Below are 20,313 nucleotides of genomic sequence, written 5' to 3'. Positions count from 1 at the left end.
AATAAATGACAATCAATGCCAAATGACAGACGATCGTATCCGGTTCGGCATAAAACATTGAACACATGAAAGTCGGAAAAATTGCCATTATTGGCGCAGGAAATATGGGTGGTGCAATCGCTAACGGGATTCTGAAGTCAGGATATCTCCCGGCATCTTCTATTTCAATTTCCGATCCGCGCGAAGCGAAACTAAACGAGCTGAAAGCCTTGGGATTTGCAGCAACTTCTGACAATGCTGAAGCTGTAAAGTCTGCCGAGCTGGTGATTTTCGCTGTTAAACCTTATCACATTCAAGGCGTCATCGAGCTGTTGAAGGACGTGCTGACTCCAGATAAAATTCTGGTGTCGATTGTCGCAGGCGTCAACTTAAAGGACCTGGCCGAAATGGCAGGTGCCGATAAGAAGATTCTTCGTGTGATGCCAAATACGGCGATCTCTATTCAGGAATCAATGACTTGTATTGCCGGAAATGGTAACACGAAAGATTGCCTGGAAATGGTAAAAGAGTTGTTCGACCAATTGGGAGAGACTGTTATTATCTCGGAAGAGCTGATGGGAGCTGCAACGGTTTTGGCTTCTTGCGGAACTGCTTTCGCGCTACGTTATGTACGCGCTGCCATGCAAGGCGGAATCGAGATGGGCTTTGGTGCAGAGATGGCTCAATTTATTACCGCACAGACTGTAAAAGGAGCTGTGCAGTTAATTATGGATACCGGAAATCACCCGGAGCGCGAAATCGACAAAGTAACGACGCCGCGCGGGGTGACCATTACCGGGATCAACGAGATGGAACATCAAGGTTTTAGCTCGTCTGTTATTCAGGGGTTGATTGCATCGTATAATAAAATCGGTTAAGCCCTGATGCACTATGAGCTTACGCTATAAAAAAGTTACCGTAAAGGTCGGTAGTAACGTTCTAACCAAGTCTGACGGGACATTGAATGTGGCCCGCATCGCGCATTTGGTCGATCAGCTTGCCTGGCTTCATCAAAAAGGAGTTGAGGTTATTTTGGTGTCATCGGGTGCTGTGGCCGCCGGTCGCAGCGAACTGAAACTGCAAAAAAAGCTGGATACCGTTTCTGCCCGGCAGTTGTGCTCGGCGGTAGGGCAGGTGAAGCTGATAAATCGCTACGCCGATTTCTTCCGCGAACACGGGATCGTTTGCGCGCAGGTGTTGACGACCAAAGATAATTTTGCGGACAGGGACCACTACCTGAACATGAAAAATTGTATCACTACTTTGCTGGAGAACCGGGTTCTCCCGATTGTCAATGAGAATGATACCATTTCAGTTTCAGAGTTGATGTTCACCGATAACGACGAGCTTTCGGGCTTGATCGCATCCATGCAGAATTCGGAAGCGCTGATTATATTGAGTAATGTTGAGGGTATTTACGATGGTGACCCTTCGTTGCCCACGTCAAACATCATTGAAGAGATCGACGCGAAAGACAAGGACTGGATGAAAAATGTTTCGAAGCAGAAATCCGGTTTTGGACGCGGAGGTATGTTAACGAAAAGTTCGATCGCACGTAAAGTAGCCAAAGAAGGAATTGAGGTTCATATTGCCAGTGGCTTGAAAGACCATATTCTGACGGATATTTTGCGGGTGGACCGGCAGGCGAAACACACTTTGTTCAAAGCCGAAGCACGCAAGGCTTCCAACGTCAAAAAATGGATTGCTTATTCTGACAGTTTTGCCAAAGGCGAGTTGGTGATCAACCAGGGAGCCCGCGACGCACTTTACTCGGAAATGGCGACCAGTTTGTTGCTGATTGGCGTCGTTGATGTGAAAGGAAGCTTTGAAAAAGGAGACATTGTAAAGATTGTCGATGAGCAAGGAAATTTGGTCGGTTGGGGTAAAGCCCAGTTCGAATCTGAGAAGGCAGAGACGGAGGCCGGAACCAAGTATAAAAAGCCAATTGTACACTACGATTATTTGTATTTAATTGAAGATTGAAAGCACGGTTTGATTTCAGGTTAATTTTTTAAATAAAATCGAGCTGTATTGTGATAAATTGACGTTCATTGCTTATTTTTGGGGGAGAAAATTTTGAACCAAAACTAAAGATATATAAGCTCAGAATAACTCAATATACCCTTTTCTAATAACCCCCTTTTGTTGACTACAACAAATTCTAATAAGATATTCTGAGTTGTCCCCTTCCTCCCCCAGGGAAGGGGACTTTTAATTTTGTAAACTTGCATTATGGAGGTTAAAAAACAACTGGAACTTACATTGAAAGCCAGCAGGAAATTGAATCTGCTGTCAGTCGAAAACATCAATGCTATTTTGTTGGATGTCGCCGATGCTGCTGTTGCAAACACAGAAGCAATTTTGGCTGAAAACCAAAAAGATTTGGCACGGATGGACCCGGCTGACCCGAAATACGATCGTCTGAAATTGACGGCAGAGCGTATTGTCGGTATCGCAGATGATATTCGCAATGTAGCTTCATTGCCGTCTCCGGTTGGACGCGTGCTCAGCGAAACTGTTCGCCCTAATGGCATGCGCATCAAAAAGGTATCGGTTGCTTTTGGCGTCATCGGTATCATTTACGAAGCGCGTCCGAATGTGACCTTCGATGTGTTCTCGCTTTGCCTGAAATCGGGTAATGCCTGTGTGTTGAAAGGCGGAAGCGACGCCATCGACTCCAATACGGCGATTGTAAAGGTGATCCACGGTGTCTTGGAAAAGCATGGGATCGATAAAAATATTCTGGCTTTGCTACCGGCAGACCGCGAGGCGACTGCTCAGATTCTGAATGCCCGCGGATTTGTTGATTTGATTATCCCCCGCGGTTCGCAAGGATTGATTGAATTTGTGCGCAAAAATGCAACCATCCCGGTTATTGAGACAGGGGCGGGAATTTGCCACACTTATTTCGATGAATTTGGCGATACGGCCAAAGGCAAAGAGATTGTTTTCAATTCGAAAACCCGGCGTCCAAGCGTATGCAACTCGCTCGACTGCCTGGTGATCCACGAAAGTCGGTTGGGTGATTTGGCTGAAATCTGCAGCAAATTGCCCGAGTGCAATGTGGTGGTTTATGCAGACGAGCAAGCTCACAATGCATTGGAAGGAAATTACCCTTCAACCTTATTGGAATGGGCTAACGAAGAATCATTCGGAACCGAGTTCCTCGATTATAAAATGTCGGTGAAGACGGTATCCAGTTTCGATGAGGCGCTCGATCACATTGCCGAGTACAGTTCGAAACACAGCGAGTGCATTGTTACCGAGAATGAACAACTCCAGGATTTGTTTCGCAAATTGGTGGACGCTTCTTCGGTGTACTGCAATGTTTCCACTGCTTTTACCGATGGAGCGCAGTTTGGTTTGGGCGCCGAAATTGGCATTTCAACCCAAAAATTGCACGCCCGCGGCCCAATGGCTTTAGAAGAACTAACCAGCTACAAATGGCTGATCGACGGTGAGGGACAAGTTCGAAATTGATAATAATTATTGATTAATTATTAGCGAGAATCGTCATCCTGAAAGTAAGACAGGGATAATTTGGTGGGGCAGTTCTACGATTCAACAGATCAACAAAAAAAACATTTTAACAGAAAATTCAACTAACAACAGATATGAAACATTTCACTTCGGTTCACGATTTAGACAACCTGGATGAAGCCTTGAAATTGGCTTTGGAATTAAAAAAAGATCCTTACAAATACCAATCGTTAGGGAAGAACAAGACGCTTTTGCTCGTCTTTTTTAACTCCAGTTTGCGAACTCGTTTGAGCACGCAAAAGGCCGGATTGAATCTGGGCATGAACGTGATTGTGTTTGATATTAACGAAGGTGGCTGGAAGCTGGAAACCGAGCTGGGTGTGATTATGGACGGTGACAAGCCGGAACATATCCGCGAAGCTGTGCCGGTAATCGGGAAATATTGCGACATCATCGGTGTGCGTTCGTTCGCCCGCTTTGAAAACAGAGCTGACGATTATGAGGAAAAAATTATCCAGCAGTTTATCGACTATGCTGGAGTGCCGGTGGTGAGCATGGAGGCGGCAACCCGCCATCCGCTGCAGTCGTTTGCCGACCACCTGACTATTGAAGAGCACAAAACCAAAGCCCGTCCGAAGGTTGTGATGACCTGGGCGCCGCACCCACGCGCTTTGCCGCAGGCTGTGCCGAACTCGTTTGTGGAGTGGATGCGCGAGACCGATTACGAATTGGTGGTGACTCACCCGGAAGGCTACGAACTGGCTCCGGAGTTCATGGGCGACCTAAAACCGGAATACGACCAAATGAAAGCGTTTGAAGGTGCAGATTTCATCTACGCGAAAAACTGGGCGGCTTACAACGACTATGGAAAAATCCTATCGAAAGATCGTGATTGGACCGTGAGTGATCGCCAGATGGCAGTGACCAACAATGCGAAGTTCATGCACTGTTTGCCAGTTCGCCGGAACATGATAGTGGCCGACTCAGTGATCGATGGCCCGAACTCGATTGTTGTAGAAGAAGCCGGAAATCGCCTCTTCTCAGCTCAGGCTGTACTGAAGATATTGTTGGACCAAATCGGCGATAAGAAATAAAAAATATCGAATATCCAATTTAAAATATCCAAGGAAGAAGATTCAAACTTGGATATTGGTTATTCAATATTGTACATTTTAGGAATTCGATATTTTACATTTTATGACTAAGCAAAAACTCACTCTCGTAAAAGTTGGTGGTAAAGTGGTTGAAGAGAAAGACTCATTGGCTGATTTGCTTGACCGCTTTTCGAAACTCGAAGGAATAAAAGCATTGGTGCACGGAGGTGGACGCTCTGCAACCGCGATGGCGGAACGCCTCGGGATTGAAACCAAGATGGTGGATGGCCGCCGCATTACCGATCAGGCGATGCTGGAGGTTGTGACCATGGTTTATGGTGGACTCGTCAACAAAAATATTGTGGCCCAATTACAGGCGCTGGGCCTAAATGCCATTGGCATTACCGGTGCCGATCTGAATTACATGCAGGCGGTAAAACGACCGGTGAAAGATATTGACTATGGTTATGTGGGCGACATTGTTGCCGTGAATGTGGAAGAGTTGAACCTACTGCTGGATAAGCAGGTGATTCCGGTGCTGGCACCCTTGTCGCATGATAAGCAGGGCAGCCTGTTGAATGTAAATGCAGATACCATTGCTGCCGAAGCGGCCGTGGCTTTTGCCGAACATTTCGATGTGGAATTGGTGTTCTGTTTCGAGAAACCAGGTGTGCTGGAAGATTCGGAAGACGATAGCTCGGTGATTGCCTCGCTGAACCACACGCAATTTAAAGCCTTGCAGGAAAGCGGCGCTATTCATGCCGGAATGATTCCAAAACTAGACAACAGTTTTGCCGCCATTAAACGCGGTGTTTCAAAAATCCGCATTACCAATATCCCGGGATTGCAAATCGGCGGAACAACTTTGTTACCCGAATAATCAAGAACAAATAAGTTTTTTAAATACAATCTGAAAAGGCTCCGTTCTCACTAGAGACGGAGCTTTTTTATATGCTTATTTTACTCTTCAAAGTTCAGGTAGTAATTGAAGAAAGGCAACATCTGGTTCGGAATACGTCCATCGGGGGTGTAGATATTGTTGACATGTGTGCCGATATATTCTTCTGCAAAATGCTTGATCCCCACATTCTCTAAACGCTGGCTGAACATACTGCACATGATGGTGAACCGATCACCTGCATTTCTTCCCCAATCCAGCTTAATGGCTTTCAATTTTTTAAGGTTATCAAGGTAGTCGTCGATCATATACAAAGGCATATTGGCATACCATTTTTCAAGAATGTCCTTGTGAACGATGAGTTCATCACCTTCATAGGTGAAAGGCAGGTCGCAGAAAAAGGGCGGATTGTTGGGATTTGGTGTCCAAGATTTTCCGAAGGCGATAATAACTTTCCCGAAGTAGGTTTTATCGAGTTCTTCTTGTGTTTTAACGGTTGACAGTTCCCTGTAGGTATCGCTGTTGGGACCGTACTCTCGCACGATTGTCAGGACTCCAGGGCTGAGGGCATAAACGCTGCTGAAAATTTCGGGATGGAGCATCGCTATTTTTAGTGCTCCATAACCGCCCATGCTGTGCCCTGTGATCCCGCGACTGTCTTTGTTGGCAATCGTCCGGTAGTTTTTATCCACGTAGCTAACGAGGTCGAAGGCCGTGAAATCTTCCCAGTTTCCAAAGAGTTCGCTATTGCTGTAAAAACTCCCGTCATAGGTGGTCTTTTCATCAGGAATCACCATAATGCAAGGTCTTATGCGATGGGTGGCAATGGCTTGATCCAGCAAGCCGGAGATGTAGTCCATCACCTTGTTATCGCCCGTGAAACCATGAAGGAAATAGATAACCGGGTAATGCTTTGTACTTTCATTGTAGCCCGGCGGAAGGTATACTGATACCGCTCGCGTTGGGTTTTCACCATAGTTATTTTCCAGATTTTGAGAAAAAATGGAATCGGTTATTACAGTTCCACTTTCGGACTGTGCAATTAATGCGAGCTGGATGCAAAAAAGCAAGGCGAACAGACTGAAATATTTTTTCATTGTATCGGGTTTAGCTTGGTAATTCGATTTGTCCGGTCAGTAATACCAGGCCGATTTTCAATTCGGGCACTCTTGTTACTGGTTTTTCAAGTTAATGACACCGAATAGCGACGAAAGTCCTATTTGGAGTTGAGATTATTTAGGGGTGTTTTGAGAAAAATGCGATCAGGATTGACCAGGGAAGCTTTAAGGACTCGCTCGTTTAAGAGTCGGCTTTATTTTTAAAGAAAAGGAAACAGATATAATGCACCAATTAATAAGGTCGTTAACGATGAAATCGTCACCGGGAACCAAACTGGCGCAATCCAAGGGCGGGGAATGAGAAACAACACATCCGTTGTTTTTAAACTGGGTGGCCATTTGATGACAGCGTACAGAGAGACGTAATAGAACATATCCCAGAACGCGAAAGTCCAAAGGAAAATCATCAGTTGTTCAAGCCAGCCTTCTCCTGTTAAAATAGCCAAGCTAACCAGCATAACAATCGTTGCCGCCTCCCGCGTCATTTCGATTTTTACTAATCTTTTAGGTATTTGCTCGAGGACTTTGGGTGAATCAGCCTCAGGCTCCAGCAGACCGACAGCCTTTCGCAAGTACACCACAACAACACCCTCAACATGAGCCATTGCAATTCCGAAAACAGCCAATAGAATAAATTTGGTGATCATGCGCTATTTTACCGACTAAACTAACTGAGGGTTACCTTTCTGCACTTTGTTGGCAAACAACTAGAAGAAGATTTAAAACAAGTTTGCACGAGCCTCTTTACTTCGAGTATTCCTCTACGGATAATTCGTACAGTCGCAGCTCTTCCGGATCGTTGGGCATGTTAACGGTTTTCTCCCAATGCATGCCCAGCTTTTCGAGTACGCGTTGCGATGCCACATTTTTGTGCGTAGTAATGGCGTACAGAACGGTTATCAGAAAATCTTCAAAAGCCGCCTGTTTGATTCGTAGAGCTGCTTCGGTGGCGTATCCTTTTCCTTCGTATTCTTCCAGGAATGCATAGCCGATATCAACTCCTTCCAAACCCTCGCGATCATGCAAACCACAAACCCCGATTCTCACCCCATCGGTTTTACGCAGGATGGTGTAATTGCCAAAGCCCAGTCGTTCGAGCTGAGCCAGCATGCGTTCGCGAACATATTTTGCCGCATCATCGGGCGTTTCCAATCCACGGCTACCAATGTTAGTCAGCCATTTCGGGGAGGTCATCAACTCGAAGATGAAATCAGCATCGGCTTCGGTTGTCGGACGCATCCGTAGTCGTTCGGTTTCGAAGGTTTTGTATTTTTTCATGGGCAAAGGGATAAGGGCAGAGAGCGAAGGGTAAAGAGCCGAACTTGAAACTCCTAACTGTCAACCGTCAACTCTCAACTGGATTACACTTTTTTATAGTACAACAATAAAGTACCGCTCTCGCGGAAAAGGCGGGCGTCGGTCATTTGCAGATGCAATTCACGAGTCAGGCCATCGAAAAGGGTATCCCCTTTGCCGATCAGTACCGGGTCAATCATCAGTTCGTATTCATCAATCAGATCTTCTTCGGCTAACTGCGACAAAAGGCTTCCACTTCCCATCAGGGTTATGTCTTCACCTTCGGTTTCTTTCAATGCTTTCAGCTTTTCAATCATATCGCCATTGATAATCGTGGTATTGTTCCAGTCGGTTTTTTCAAGGCTGTTGCTGCAAACGAGTTTTTCGGTCTGGTTGATGCGCAAGGCAATCGTTGGAAACAATTCGTAGGCCATCGGGCTTACCCAAAAGTTGCGCATCATTTCGAAGGTTTTGCGTCCAAACAGCAAGGTTTTCCCTTCCTGCAGTTTGTGTTGCGCAAATTCAATTTCCTCGAGGCCGTTGCTGTGCCAGTCAATATTATCGCCTTCTCCTTTGTAATATCCGTTGAGCGTTGTAAAAACAAAAGCTGTCAGTTTTCGCATGAATCTATTTTTGCAGTTTGTAACAAGCGCGAATGTACAGAAGTTTGCTGAAAGGGCGCGATTCTTCAGCTTTCGTTTTTGGTACACACCAGTTCGTACTTAATTCCGTCGGGATCTTTAAAAAAGACAGCGTAGTAATCCGGGCTGTATTCGGGGTACAATTGGGGAGCAGTCACAACGGTTGCTTGCATGCGGAGAAGAGCCTGGTATAATTGGTTTATTTCGGCACGTGTTTCGGCTTTAAACGCTAAATGATGCAGTGCTCCGGGTTTACGGCGGTGAACAGCTTCATCTTTAAAAGCTTGCCGTGGCGAAGTAATCGCAAAAGCCAGCTTCGGGTGGCTGTATTCGATAACATCGAAATCGTGTTCTGCAATGTGGGCTTTTACTTTCCGTTTCGGGTCGAAGCCCAGCAAAGGAAACAGGGCATCGTAAAACACTTCGGCTTTTGCCAAATCTTTTACGGTAATCTGAATGTGGTCGATAATTGGTTCCATGGTTGAGTTTGGAGTTTTTGATTCTCCAAAATACAAAACTAAGAGGAATTTTGTTCGAAGGTCATGGTCACCGTTTGCATTGAGAGGGTAGACGAAGTGTTGAGGGATGACATCTGTACAAGAGATGTCATCCCTCACCCCATGTGCCCGGTCTATTTCATCTTCAGTTGGTAAATGTCGGTACGGCGATCCCGAAGATTGCGAACCGCTCCAAACTGGTTCAACTCACGCAGCATATCAATGTCGACATCGGCAATGAGGATCATTTCGGTGTTCGGCGTTGCTTCTGCCTTAATTCCGTTGGCCGGGAACGAAAAGTCGCAAGGCGTGAATACCATCGACTGGCCATACTGAATATCCATGTTGTGAACTTTGGGTAAGTTACCAACGCTACCGGTTATTGCCACATAACATTCGTTCTCGATAGCACGGGCCTGCGCGCAGAATCGAACCCGAGAATAACCGTTTTGCGTGTCGGTGAGGTAGGGCACAAAAAGGATGTCCATGCCATCAAGTGCCAACAGGCGACTCAACTCGGGGAACTCCACGTCGTAACAAATCAGGATGCCGATTTTGCCGCAGTCGGTGTCGAAAGTGCGCAGCTGGCTGCCGCCCTGCAATCCCCATACTTTGGCTTCGTCGGGTGTTACGTGCAGTTTCTCAAAACGCTCGACAGCACCGTCGCGTTTACAGAGGTAGCCCACGTTGTAGAGGACACCGTCGACCAACTCGGGCATACTGCCGGTAATAATGTTGATATTGTAGGAGATGGCTAATTCCGAAAACCGCAAAACCAGCGTTTCAGTGTATTTGGCAAGCTCGCGGATGGCTTCAGGTTCCGACAAATGGTTGTTCTCAGCCATCAGCGGGGCATTGAAAAACTCGGGGAAGAGCGCAAAATCAGACCGGTAGCCCGACACCGCATCGATGAAATACTCGGCTTGCTGCATCACTTCTTCCATGTCTTTATAAGGGCGCATCTGCCATTGCACCAATCCCAGGCGAACCACTTTCTTGATGGTCGTTGCTTTGGTTGAGGGCTTCTCATAGTAAATGTTATCCCATTCCAGCAATACGGCGTAATCTTTCGATTCTTTGTCGCCCACCAGGTAGTTGGTTAAAATTCGGGCAGGGTGGAAGTCGTTCGATATTTGGAAATCCAGTACCGGGTCGTGAATTTCTTTTCGACGTACCTTTTCGATGTATTGCTTCGGAGTCATCTCTTTCGAGTACTTGTGGTAATTCGGGATTCGGCCGCCAAAGGCAATTCCTCTCAGATTGAGTCGTTCACACAATTCTTTACGGTAATCGTAAAGGCGACGTCCCAGGCGCAAACCCCGGTACCGTGGGCGGATAAAAATCTCAATCCCGTAGAGCATATCGCCCGACGGGTCGTGCGTATTGAACGAATAATTGCCGGTAATCTGGTTGTACGAGTGCCCGTTCTCAAATTTCTGGTAATCAACTATAATTGACAATGCGCAACCTGCAAATTGCCCGTTAATTTTGATTGCTATCTGACCCTCCGGAAACTTTTTAATGAGCATCGAAATTTGCTTCTTATCCCAATAAGAATCCTCCATTTTCTTGTAAGCCTCGATCATGGCTTGCTTCAGCTCATCGTAGTCATCCAGCGTCAGATAGGTTAATTCTATATTTTCAATTTCTTCCATGTTTTCATTGACTTTATTCGGTCGCAACCGGTTGTTCTGGAAAGTACCAAATTAGATATTTATCTTGAGAGTGACCGTCTTGCGGCACGTGTTTATTCTTGTTTCAGAAGCTTCTCGGCCCAGCAATAGCCGGTTGTTTTATCTGTGAATTTGAGCAAATATGGCCCGTTGGGTAGGTTGCCCAAATTAACGGTCAGGCTAACGTCATCCGGGGTCAGTGTTCGGTACAAGCGTCCTTGGGGATCCATTAATTGCAGACGATAGCCGGGAAGTTCGGTGCCGGCGATTTTCAGGGTTTGAGTGAAAGGATTAGGGGTAATGCTGAACTTCTCTTCGGTCGAGTTCGACAGGTCGGAAGTGCTGGTGCTAAACGGGGTGCTGATGGTTAAAACATACAAGTTTCGGCCAATATCGAAAGTGCTCCAGTATTCGTCAGTCAAGTATAATGTTGAGTTATCGGCAAAGCAGATAGATTCTTTTTGCGTACTGGTTTCCAGCTCGTAAACTTTGTAGTCGCCACCGAAAAAATTATCGTCCGAGAAATTGTAGAAAACCCAAATCCGGTCGTGCGACAGCAATGCCAGCTGTTTCCCGTTCGGACTAATATCAGCCGAAGTGATCCAGTAACTGTAAATATCTGTTTCGTTCGTATTCGACCCTGCGGTATCGAAGGTGGCCAGTTTTTTGGCAACATATTCGCCCGGCTGATCCGGAATTCTGTATACCGATGTTTTGATCGGTATTGACCTGTTTTTTGTGAAAAGATAAATATTGCTGTTGTACCAGATAATAGCCTCGCAATCATAATTCAGATTGTCATCGCCCGGAGGAAATTTGGTTTGATCTTCATAGGTGAATTTTATCTTCTCAGCGTCCACTGAAGACGCAGTAGTCGATGATGGGTTCGGAATTTTATAAATTCGAAGATTCTCCCGGTCGTTGTTGTTGTTTCCCATGTCGCCGATGTAGAAATTCCCCTGGTCATCCTGGGTTATATCTTCCCAGTCATGGTTTTCCGCATCGTTTATTTTTACTGTTCTAACCAAATTTCCCAAGGTATCGCAAAGGTACAGTTCTGCTGCTCCGCCGCTGTCGTTTAGAGTCCACACTTCGTTTTTGCCGGTTAATTCAATACCACTGGTTTCCTGCACTTTTTCAGGCAGCCGACACAGGGTTTTCAATCCGGTTGCATGCGAACGGGTGCTGCCGGAAAAATTCAATATCAGAATGGCGAAGAACAGAAGTAATTTTGTTTTCATTGCTCGGGATTTCTTTTTCTGCATAAAAGGTATAACAACCAGGTCCGAAATAGGTTAGATTCGAATCAAATTTGACCAATATTTAATGCGAAAAGTCAAAAGAAAAGGCCATTCAATTTTGAACGGCCTTTGTTGGTATAACTGGTTTGTATTCAGTTTTATTCAAGGTATGTGTATCCGTACAGGCCGGAACGATAGTTCGAAAGGAATTCTTTTCCTTCTTCTGCCGAGATCTTGCCTGATTTAACAGATGTTGTCACCCATGTTTCTACCTGGCGAACCATCTTTTTCGGGTTGTACTGTACGTAGTCGAGTACTTCGGCAACAGTTTCCCCGTCAATCACCTGGTCGATGTTGTAGGTCTTGTCGTCAACCGAAACGTGCACCGCGTTGGTATCACCGAACAGGTTGTGCAAGTCACCCAGAATTTCCTGGTAAGCACCAACGAGGAAGACACCGATGTAATAGGGATCTTTTGCCTTCAGGGTATGTACAGGTAAATCGTACGAAATATTTCGGGTTGAGATGAAGTTGTCGATCTTTCCATCCGAGTCGCAGGTGATATCCTGCAGAGTTGCCGAACGATCCGGTTTTTCATCCAACCGGTGAATCGGCATGATCGGGAACAACTGGTCGATGGCCCAACTGTCGGGTAACGACTGGAACAATGAGAAGTTGCAGAAATATTTGTCGGAAAGCAGCTTCGACAACGATCCCAACTCTTCCGGATAGTGACGCATTTTGGTCACCATTTTATCGATGTCAAGAGCAATCGACCAGAACAAACGTTCTACTTGGGCACGGGTAATCAGATCGAGCAAGCCAAGGCTGAAACGGTCGAGCGCTTCTTCGCGGATCTGCTGCGCGTCGTGCCAGGCCTCCAACATTCTTGGGCCATTCAGGTTATCCCAAATGTCGTACAGCTCTTTTACCAATTCGTGGTCAGTATCTTTCAATTCAACCTCTTCGTCCCAAGTCGGAAGAGTTGCTGATTCCAGCACTTCGAAAATCAGCACCGAGTGATGGGCTGTCAACGAACGTCCGGATTCGGTAATGATGTTCGGATGCGGAATGCCGTTTTTATTGGCAGCATCAACAACAGCAGAAATGGCGTCGTTCACATATTCCTGGATACTGTAGTTTACGCTGCTTTCGCGGTTGGCCGATCGGGTACCGTCGTAGTCAACTCCCAAGCCACCGCCAATATCGACAAACTCAACACTGAAGCCCAGTTTGGCAAGCTGCACGTAGAACTGCGATGCTTCGCGCAAAGCAATTTTGATGCGGCGAATTTTATTCACCTGGCTACCAATATGGAAGTGAACCAGTTTCAGGCAATCCTTCAGGTTGTTGCGTTCCAGATAGTCCAACGCTTCCAAAATTTCAGAAGACGTCAGCCCGAATTTGCTGCCATCGCCGCCCGAGCTTTCCCATTTCCCGCTACCACTGCTGGCCAGCTTAATACGAATACCTAAATTGGGCTTTATTTTAAGTCGCTTAGCGATTTTAGCGATCAGCTTCAGCTCGTTTAGCTTTTCAACAACGATAAAAATCCGACGTCCCATCTTTTGAGCCAGCAGAGCCAGTTCAACGTAGTCCTCATCTTTGTAACCGTTGCAAATAATCAGCGAGTCGCTGTCGGTGTTGATGGCAATTACTGCGTGAAGCTCGGGTTTTGAACCGGCCTCCAAGCCAATGTTAAATTTTTGACCATGACTGACGATCTCTTCCACAACGGGGCGCATCTGGTTTACCTTAATCGGGTAAATCAGGTAACTGTTCGCTTGGTAGTCGTACTCTTTTGCTGCAATTTTGAAGCAGTTTGTCATTTTTTCAATCCGGCTATTCAGGATGTCCGGAAAGCGAATTAGTACCGGCAAGGCAACATCACGCAGTTGCAACTCGTCAATTAATTCTTTTAAATCTACCTGAGGTCCTCCTTTTTGTGGTGTTACAACCACGTTCCCATTCTCGTTAACAGAGAAATAGTTGATTCCCCAACCATTGATGTTGTAGAGTTCTTCGGTGTCCTCAATGCGCCATTTTCTCATTCTTCTAACTGGTCAATAAGAGTTCTTAATAGGGTTAATTTTAATTGCGCGCCAAAGATAGTTTTTTTCAATAAGCGTCGCTTTTTTTTAACGGATTGAAGTTAAGGAAAATCATTGTTGAAATTCAAGTCAGATCAATATAAAAATAGGTTTGGGCTGAATTCGCAGATTTAACGGGTTTTGTTCGCCATTTCAGTCCGATCAATCGAATCTGATTTCGAAGAAATTTAAGATTTATTTACGTTTCAGGTTGTAATATTCTGTCAACTGCCGATACCTATCATTCGCGAAAACAAGCAATCTAAGTAGTTTTTTATTGTAGTATTTTGAATATAAAACATTTAAAATGAAATTGATCCGATTCTCTTTTATGTTTCTTTTTCTGTTGTGCTTTAGTTTGGCCTCGCAGGCGCAAATGAGTACAACCATTCCGTTGAATGAAAACGTGGTGAGTGGTGTGTTGCCCAATAAAATGCACTACTACATCATGCATAACGAGTTCCCGAAAGACCGGGTAAGTTTTTATTTCCCCCAAAACGTTGGGTCGATGCAGGAAAATGACAGCCAGAAAGGTTTGGCGCACTTCCTGGAGCACATGGCCTTCAACGGTACGGAACACTTTGCGGGAAAGGGTTTTCTGGATATGCTTCAGAAATACGGCGTGCGCTTTGGTGCCGACATTAATGCCTACACCGCATATGATGAAACGGTGTACAACCTGAGCAATGTTCCAACCAATGAAGAACCTTGGTTGATCGACTCATGTTTGTACGTTCTGCACGACTGGTCTGGTGCTTTGTCGTTGCAGGAGGACGAGATCGACGCTGAGCGTGGCGTTATTCGCGAAGAGTGGAGAACACGCAGAACTCCTTCTTATCGCATTCACGAACAAACTTCGCAAACCTTGTTTAAAGGTTCAAAATATGCCGAACGCATGCCGATCGGTGATATCGATATTGTCAACAACTTTGAATACCAGGTTTTGCGCGACTATTACAACAAATGGTATCGTCCCGACCTGCAGGCTGTTGTAATTGTTGGCGACATCGACCCATTGGAAATGGAGAAGAAAGTGAAAGCAATTTTCTCTGAAATTCCGTTGAAGAAAGATCGTGCCGAACGCACTTATGATCGCATCCCCGATCACAAAGAGCCTTACTTCTGTTTGGCAACCGATAAAGAAGAAAAGTACGTTCGTATCATGTACTACGAAACATCGGATAAACCAGCGGTGAAAGACGAAAAGTACCTGCGCGACGAACGCATTAATTCGCTGATATTCTCGATGGTAAATAACCGTTTGAATGAATACGTACAGAACAACCAAACAAATGTGTTGGGTGCACAAACCCTGTACTCGGATGTAGCTCGCTTGCAACGAAATTTCATCCTTTTCCTTGCACCAAAACCGGGTCAGGAAGTGAATGGTTTCCGCGAGGTGTACACAGAATGGCAACGTGCTTACCGCTTCGGCTTTACACAGTCGGAACTTGACCGTTCGAAAGAAAATACGTTAAGCCAATACGAAAACTTTGTAGCGAATAAAGACAAAGTTGAAAATAACGATTGGGCAGAGCAGTTGTACAACTACTTCCTGGAAGCAGAGCCGTTTGTAACGCCGGAAACAGAGCTGGCAACGCAAAAAGAGATTTTGGCCGGTATTACGTTGGAAGATGTGAATGCAGCGATCAAGAAAATTCAAACCGGGAAAAACCAGGTGATCACGGTAACCGGTCCTGAAACTGAAGGAGCTGTTTATCCTGGTCTGGAAGATTTTGAAAAAGTGATTGCCGAAGTCAATGCTGAGAAACTGGAACCTTACGTTGAGGCAGATGCCGGTAAACCATTGGTAGCTGAAGATTTGAAACTGGTTCCGGTGAATGAAACTTTCGCGGTTGAAGGTTTGGAAGGAGCAACCGGCTATGTGTTGGCTAACGGTGCGCGCGTTGTGCTGTACCCAACAGATTTGGCAAAGGATGAAATCCTGTTTTCAGCGTACAGCTGGGGAGGTTCTTCATTGGTTGACCAGGCAGATCTGGCTTCTGCCGGTTTGTCCGTTGACCTGATTGAGTCTTCAGGTTTGGGCGATTTTAAAGCAACCGACCTGAGCAAAAAACTGGCTGGTAAAATCGTCAGCATTCAACCATCGATTGGTGAGTTGACTGAAGGATTTGGCGGATCGACAAATCAGAAAGATTTCGAAACGTTGACGCAGTTGATCTACTTGTACTTCACACATGCTCGTGTTGATGAGAACGCTTATAACAACATTATCAACCAGTACGAAGCATATCTGAAAAATGCAGCTGCGGATAACAACAAGGCGATGCGCGATACCATTTCACTGGTTTCAACCAATTACAACCCGCGTACTTTGCTGATGAATCAGTCGTATGTGGACATGTTGAATATGAACCGTGCCGGTGAAATTTTCAAGGAACGTTTCTCGAATGCGGCCGACTTCACTTTCGTGTTTGTTGGAAATGTGAACGAAAGTATGTTGCCTGCTATTCAAACTTACATTGGTAATATTCCAAGTACCGGTAAGCAGGAAGCCTATGTTGATCATCACATGAATCCGAAGGAAGGCGAGACAACTCGCAACGTGGTTCGCCCAATGAATACGCCCAAAACGACTGTTTACCTGAAAATGTCAGGCGAATTAGACCAAGAGGCTGATACGAAGTTGACTATGTATTATATCGGTCAATTGTTGTCGAAACGTTACCTGGTAACCGTTCGCGAGGAAGAAGGCGGAAGTTACGGTGTTAGCGCAAGTGGCGGTTTCTCAACGCTACCTGAAAACCGTTTTGCAGTAACCATCAGCTTTGATACCAATCCGGAAAAAGCAAATCGCATCATGGAGGTTGTTTTTCAGGAAATTGAAGCGTTGAAAGAAGGTAAGATCGACATGAAGGAATTCAACGAGGTAAAAGCTTCGATCATGAGTATGCGTGAGCAGGGAGTGAAAACAAACCGTTACTGGTTGCGCGACATTATGGACTACCTGCAAACAGGAGATAAAATTTACAACGACGACGAGTATAAAGCTTTGCTTGATGGTGTTACCCCTGAAAAAGTGGCAGCACTGGCCAAAAAGGTTTTGGATAATCCAACAACTGTTGAGGTGTTGATGAGTCCGGCTGAAACGGCAGCGAACTAAGCTTTCAAAATTATATCGAAGAGGGGCTCATCAAACGATGAACCCCTCTTTTTGTTTGACCTCCATCCAATAAAAAAGCGCTGCATCAAGTTTGTTGCAACGCTTTTTCTGTTCGATAAAGATTCGACTACCACTCGATAGCCTGATCTTCGTCAGGGATCTGTGTGTTGATCTTGCGCTCGAGGATCAATGATCCCCGCACGGTATAGCCAATTGTCGCATTCGGAACCGATGTGTAGTCGGTAAAGTAATAATCGATTTTGCTAATTGTAACGTAGCGGTGCAACAAGTAGGGGCGGGTGGCATCCATTGTTTCTTCAACCGTAAATACGGGAGTGCCGTTGACCTGGAATTCCATATCCGGATTGTCAGATGTTAACGTTACTTGCTTGGTTTGCTCGTCGAACGATGCGTAAATCTTGTAATTACGACGATCGGTACGCTTTTCGTCAATTGTGCCGGCATAAAAGAAAACTGTGTTATCATCGACAACATAAACCGGAACATCACTTTTCACAATAGCTGCATCTCCCTCGAAACCTCTGAGGAATGTTTTCAGTGCTGTACCACTGTAAGTCCCAGAGTAATCGTTAAAAGGCATCACACGCAGCAGCGCTTTCTTGTAGTTCTTGCGAGGGTGTGGGACGTAACTGTTCGATGGATCTTCAACGATCGTCAGCGGCAGTAGCCATTTGTCGACCAGGTCAATGTCCTGCAGGGTAAAATCGATATCCAGCAGACCAGTATTTTCGCCGGCTACGATATCGACAGTTGAAGGCATCGAAAAATAACTGCTTTCCAATTCTTCGTAATAAAGATCGGTACGGCTTTGGAATTGTTCGATGTTCAGCGTAGCCAGTGTGTCGGGGTCAACGGCGACGTTCACGGTTATCGCTTTGTCGTTTGTGGTCGATCCGCTGACAATTACCGGAAGTTTGAAGTTGGTACTTTCGTCGTGTTTGTATCGCACGTAAATACGTGTTACACCTTCGCTGTTTAAAGGGGCTTTAAAAGACACGTAGTGTTCGTATTGCTCGTCTTTCCATTCTTCGTTGCATGAGCTGAACAAGGATAGTCCGGCCAGCACGAAAAGCAGCATTCGATATATTTTTTTCATATACACTTTCGGATTTTGATTAATCATTATAAGTCCATCCCGGGTTCTGAGTCAAGCGTTTGTTGCGCTTCAGTTCGCTGTGTTTGATTGGCCAGAACCACATTTTGCGGGAAAATGTAGATTGAAGCGAGAACTCTGCCACCGGGGTATGGAACAGGTCTTTTTGCTCGCTGGTCATCAGAATATTGCAACCATAAATTGGCAGCGACTCCTCAACCGGAGCATCTTTCCAGCGTCTCAGATCGTAGTAGCGGTGACCTTCACCCATCAATTCAATCTGGCGTTCGCGTTTCAGTTTCGTGCGGAACAAATCCTGATCGGCATAAACATCGGCTGTGTAGTCAGGCACACCGCTCCGGATACGAATTGGACGAATACCTTTCTTCATTTCAGTCACATCACGACTAATGGCGTAAGTGGCAGAACCATCCCATGCCGGAATATTGTAGGTGCCGGTTAGCTCGTTCAACGCTTCAGCATAAATCAGAAGTACTTCAGCGTAACGGATTGCTGGTTCCAGTTTCGGAACAATGAGGCCAATGGCGCCATCTCGGTATGTATCGCGCGGGTGGACAAACTTCATTACGCCAATACCTGTGCGAAGCCAGAACATGGTATTGGTATAGCCGTTACCGTCGCCGCGGTAGTAGAATACTTGTTTTTCTTTATTCCAGCTATCCGGCTCGTTTTCCAGGTGCCATACGCTACCGTTGTAGGCAACCGACGCATAGAAACGAGGTTCGCGGTCGGCGTACTGAAGAGATACGCCTGTTGCCAGTGGTTTGTACATACCCGCATCAAGATCTTCCTGTGTTACATAGCCGCTTAAGCGATCACTGCCGTCGCCTCGCCCAATTTCCTTGTCTTTGCCGGGGCAGTCTGTACCATCGTTCATGTAGTAAGCATCACACTGTTTTTGAGTAATCCCGTGGGTGTTCCAGCCATTGGCAACACGAGGTAATTGGTGTGCAACCATTGCTTGCCCTTTTTCTCCGCCGTTGTTTCCGCGGGTAAAAATTAGCTCCGGGTTGTCGGCTCCAACAGTGCCGTTGAAGACAGAACGGTAAGACTCGAATGGATCGATATCTTTCCATCCTTCAGGCCAGTTGTTTTCAGAAAAATCAGCATAGTAAGGTGGAACAATTGTCGCCGGGTATGAAGAGTTTCCAGTAGCACGGAAACTTGCGGTGTACAGTTCATACACGCCCAGTTCCATCACATCTTTGGCGGCAGCTGCAGCTTTGGCCCATTTTTCCTCGTCGTAGTTTGTCGATAAAAGTTGACGTCCTTCATCATCGACCAGTTCCATGGCATAAGAGTCGGTATTTCCGTTAGCCAGGGGCGAAGCTGCATACAAAAGAACTTTGGCGCGGGTAGCTAAAGCAGCTCCACGGGTTGGGCGTGCAATCGACAAGCGGTCCCTGCCTTGAGCCAAATCTTTGGCTGCAAGTACCAGCTCGCTGGCGATGTAATCGGCACATTCTTCGTAGCTACTTCTGGGAGTCGCCACGTCGTCGTAACTCTCAGTATAGTCAATCCCGTCTTCCGGCAATAGTGGAATCGGTCCGTATTTGCGTAAAAGCAACCAGTAATAGTAAGCTCTTACAAAACGAGCCTGTGCTTTGTAGTCGGCGATTTCCTCCGCAGTCATTTCCTTGTTGATGTCAATATTCTGAATGAATGTTGTGGCATTGCGGATACCTCGGTAACATTGCGTCCAGGTATCCTGTTTGTCGTTTTCAGAATACAGGCCGGTATGAAATTCATTATAGGAAAGCGAAGCGATGTCCTTGGTGTCGTAATCACCATCGCGGTCGCCATAGTACATGTCGTCGGCAAAACAATGTGGCGTGTAACCTTTACTGGCTACATCGGCACATTCGTTTTCCAGATCGGAAAAGGTGTGTGCCAGCCATTCTTCAGAATATTGCTTGCTGGAGAATGCTTTCTCGATGTTCATCCGGTCTTTGAAGTATTGGTCGGACTCCAGGTAATCTGAACAAGAAGAAAGGAATCCAGTTCCGATTGCAACGAATAACAGAAGAGATATCGTCTTCTTCATATT

At 45.9% G+C, this 20,313-nt stretch carries 16 protein-coding genes; 6 read left to right on the top strand and 10 right to left on the bottom strand.

What is annotated here, in order from left to right; translation table 11 throughout:
• The first annotated feature begins 65 nt into the window (after window positions 1-65).
• The 5 genes from proC to argB all read left to right on the top strand — a co-directional run bounded on the left by proC (window position 66) and on the right by argB (window position 5,433).
• The gene (gene proC / locus BC643_RS08445; protein ID WP_120272670.1) at window positions 66-857 is read left to right on the top strand and encodes a pyrroline-5-carboxylate reductase; all 792 of its coding nucleotides are present in this window, start codon (window positions 66-68) and stop codon (window positions 855-857) included.
• 13 nt (window positions 858-870) lie between these two features.
• Window positions 871-1,962, top strand: a complete 1,092-nt coding sequence (gene proB, locus BC643_RS08440; protein ID WP_120272669.1) for a glutamate 5-kinase — start codon at window positions 871-873, stop codon at window positions 1,960-1,962.
• Window positions 1,963-2,211: 249 nt separating this feature from the next.
• Window positions 2,212-3,459 carry a glutamate-5-semialdehyde dehydrogenase gene (locus BC643_RS08435; protein ID WP_120272668.1) on the top strand — a complete coding sequence of 416 codons (1,248 nt, stop codon included), beginning with the start codon at window positions 2,212-2,214 and terminating at the stop codon, window positions 3,457-3,459.
• 134 nt (window positions 3,460-3,593) lie between these two features.
• On the top strand, window positions 3,594-4,553 hold the full coding sequence (locus BC643_RS08430; protein WP_120272667.1) for an N-acetylornithine carbamoyltransferase: 960 nt from the start codon (window positions 3,594-3,596) through the stop codon (window positions 4,551-4,553).
• 103 nt (window positions 4,554-4,656) lie between these two features.
• On the top strand, window positions 4,657-5,433 hold the full coding sequence (gene argB, locus BC643_RS08425; RefSeq protein ID WP_120272666.1) for an acetylglutamate kinase: 777 nt from the start codon (window positions 4,657-4,659) through the stop codon (window positions 5,431-5,433).
• A gap of 80 nt (window positions 5,434-5,513) precedes the next feature.
• On the opposite strand, the gene BC643_RS08420 is transcribed toward argB, so the two are convergent.
• The 8 genes from BC643_RS08420 to speA form a co-directional block, all read right to left on the bottom strand.
• Window positions 5,514-6,548 carry an alpha/beta hydrolase gene (locus BC643_RS08420; RefSeq protein WP_120272665.1) on the bottom strand — a complete coding sequence of 345 codons (1,035 nt, stop codon included), beginning with the start codon at window positions 6,546-6,548 and terminating at the stop codon, window positions 5,514-5,516.
• A gap of 221 nt (window positions 6,549-6,769) precedes the next feature.
• Window positions 6,770-7,216, bottom strand: coding sequence for a hypothetical protein (locus BC643_RS08415; RefSeq protein WP_120272664.1), 447 nt, complete (start codon window positions 7,214-7,216; stop codon window positions 6,770-6,772).
• A gap of 97 nt (window positions 7,217-7,313) precedes the next feature.
• Window positions 7,314-7,847: a GNAT family N-acetyltransferase gene (locus tag BC643_RS08410; RefSeq protein WP_120272663.1), complete on the bottom strand. Its 534-nt coding sequence runs from the start codon at window positions 7,845-7,847 to the stop codon at window positions 7,314-7,316.
• Between the two features lie 83 nt (window positions 7,848-7,930).
• On the bottom strand, window positions 7,931-8,488 hold the full coding sequence (locus tag BC643_RS08405; protein ID WP_120272662.1) for a dihydrofolate reductase family protein: 558 nt from the start codon (window positions 8,486-8,488) through the stop codon (window positions 7,931-7,933).
• 65 nt (window positions 8,489-8,553) lie between these two features.
• Window positions 8,554-8,985 (bottom strand): VOC family protein, encoded by a 432-nt coding sequence (locus BC643_RS08400; RefSeq protein WP_120272661.1) that lies wholly within the window; start codon window positions 8,983-8,985, stop codon window positions 8,554-8,556.
• Window positions 8,986-9,137: 152 nt separating this feature from the next.
• Complete coding sequence (locus BC643_RS08395; RefSeq protein ID WP_120274208.1) at window positions 9,138-10,658, bottom strand: carbon-nitrogen hydrolase family protein; 1,521 nt, start codon at window positions 10,656-10,658, stop codon at window positions 9,138-9,140.
• Between the two features lie 92 nt (window positions 10,659-10,750).
• Window positions 10,751-11,917 (bottom strand): T9SS type A sorting domain-containing protein, encoded by a 1,167-nt coding sequence (locus tag BC643_RS08390; protein WP_147377173.1) that lies wholly within the window; start codon window positions 11,915-11,917, stop codon window positions 10,751-10,753.
• Between the two features lie 158 nt (window positions 11,918-12,075).
• Window positions 12,076-13,968 (bottom strand): biosynthetic arginine decarboxylase, encoded by a 1,893-nt coding sequence (speA, locus tag BC643_RS08385; RefSeq protein WP_120272659.1) that lies wholly within the window; start codon window positions 13,966-13,968, stop codon window positions 12,076-12,078.
• A 346-nt stretch (window positions 13,969-14,314) separates the two neighbouring features.
• Between speA and BC643_RS08380 the strand changes: the two genes are divergently transcribed.
• Window positions 14,315-17,131: a M16 family metallopeptidase gene (locus BC643_RS08380; protein WP_120272658.1), complete on the top strand. Its 2,817-nt coding sequence runs from the start codon at window positions 14,315-14,317 to the stop codon at window positions 17,129-17,131.
• Between the two features lie 127 nt (window positions 17,132-17,258).
• Here the strand turns inward: BC643_RS08380 and BC643_RS08375 are convergent, their stop codons facing one another.
• Complete coding sequence (locus BC643_RS08375; protein ID WP_120274206.1) at window positions 17,259-18,248, bottom strand: DUF4973 domain-containing protein; 990 nt, start codon at window positions 18,246-18,248, stop codon at window positions 17,259-17,261.
• A 19-nt stretch (window positions 18,249-18,267) separates the two neighbouring features.
• Window positions 18,268-20,310, bottom strand: coding sequence for a RagB/SusD family nutrient uptake outer membrane protein (locus tag BC643_RS08370; protein WP_120274207.1), 2,043 nt, complete (start codon window positions 20,308-20,310; stop codon window positions 18,268-18,270).
• Between the last annotated feature and the right edge of the window lie 3 nt (window positions 20,311-20,313).

This window comes from Mangrovibacterium diazotrophicum, assembly GCF_003610535.1.
Taxonomy (GTDB): domain Bacteria; phylum Bacteroidota; class Bacteroidia; order Bacteroidales; family Prolixibacteraceae; genus Mangrovibacterium; species Mangrovibacterium diazotrophicum.
This window is presented reverse-complemented; position numbering and strand designations above follow the sequence as displayed.

Coding starts and splice junctions, on each gene's coding strand:
- BC643_RS08375 (WP_120274206.1), bottom strand. CDS start 18,248: ATGAAAAAAATATATCGAATGCTGCTTTTCGTGCTGGCCGGACTATCC.
- argB (WP_120272666.1), top strand. CDS start 4,657: ATGACTAAGCAAAAACTCACTCTCGTAAAAGTTGGTGGTAAAGTGGTT.
- BC643_RS08400 (WP_120272661.1), bottom strand. CDS start 8,985: ATGGAACCAATTATCGACCACATTCAGATTACCGTAAAAGATTTGGCA.
- BC643_RS08420 (WP_120272665.1), bottom strand. CDS start 6,548: ATGAAAAAATATTTCAGTCTGTTCGCCTTGCTTTTTTGCATCCAGCTC.
- BC643_RS08380 (WP_120272658.1), top strand. CDS start 14,315: ATGAAATTGATCCGATTCTCTTTTATGTTTCTTTTTCTGTTGTGCTTT.
- proB (WP_120272669.1), top strand. CDS start 871: ATGAGCTTACGCTATAAAAAAGTTACCGTAAAGGTCGGTAGTAACGTT.
- BC643_RS08435 (WP_120272668.1), top strand. CDS start 2,212: ATGGAGGTTAAAAAACAACTGGAACTTACATTGAAAGCCAGCAGGAAA.
- BC643_RS08405 (WP_120272662.1), bottom strand. CDS start 8,488: ATGCGAAAACTGACAGCTTTTGTTTTTACAACGCTCAACGGATATTAC.
- BC643_RS08415 (WP_120272664.1), bottom strand. CDS start 7,216: ATGATCACCAAATTTATTCTATTGGCTGTTTTCGGAATTGCAATGGCT.
- BC643_RS08390 (WP_147377173.1), bottom strand. CDS start 11,917: ATGAAAACAAAATTACTTCTGTTCTTCGCCATTCTGATATTGAATTTT.
- BC643_RS08395 (WP_120274208.1), bottom strand. CDS start 10,658: ATGGAAGAAATTGAAAATATAGAATTAACCTATCTGACGCTGGATGAC.
- BC643_RS08410 (WP_120272663.1), bottom strand. CDS start 7,847: ATGAAAAAATACAAAACCTTCGAAACCGAACGACTACGGATGCGTCCG.
- speA (WP_120272659.1), bottom strand. CDS start 13,968: ATGAGAAAATGGCGCATTGAGGACACCGAAGAACTCTACAACATCAAT.
- proC (WP_120272670.1), top strand. CDS start 66: ATGAAAGTCGGAAAAATTGCCATTATTGGCGCAGGAAATATGGGTGGT.
- BC643_RS08370 (WP_120274207.1), bottom strand. CDS start 20,310: ATGAAGAAGACGATATCTCTTCTGTTATTCGTTGCAATCGGAACTGGA.
- BC643_RS08430 (WP_120272667.1), top strand. CDS start 3,594: ATGAAACATTTCACTTCGGTTCACGATTTAGACAACCTGGATGAAGCC.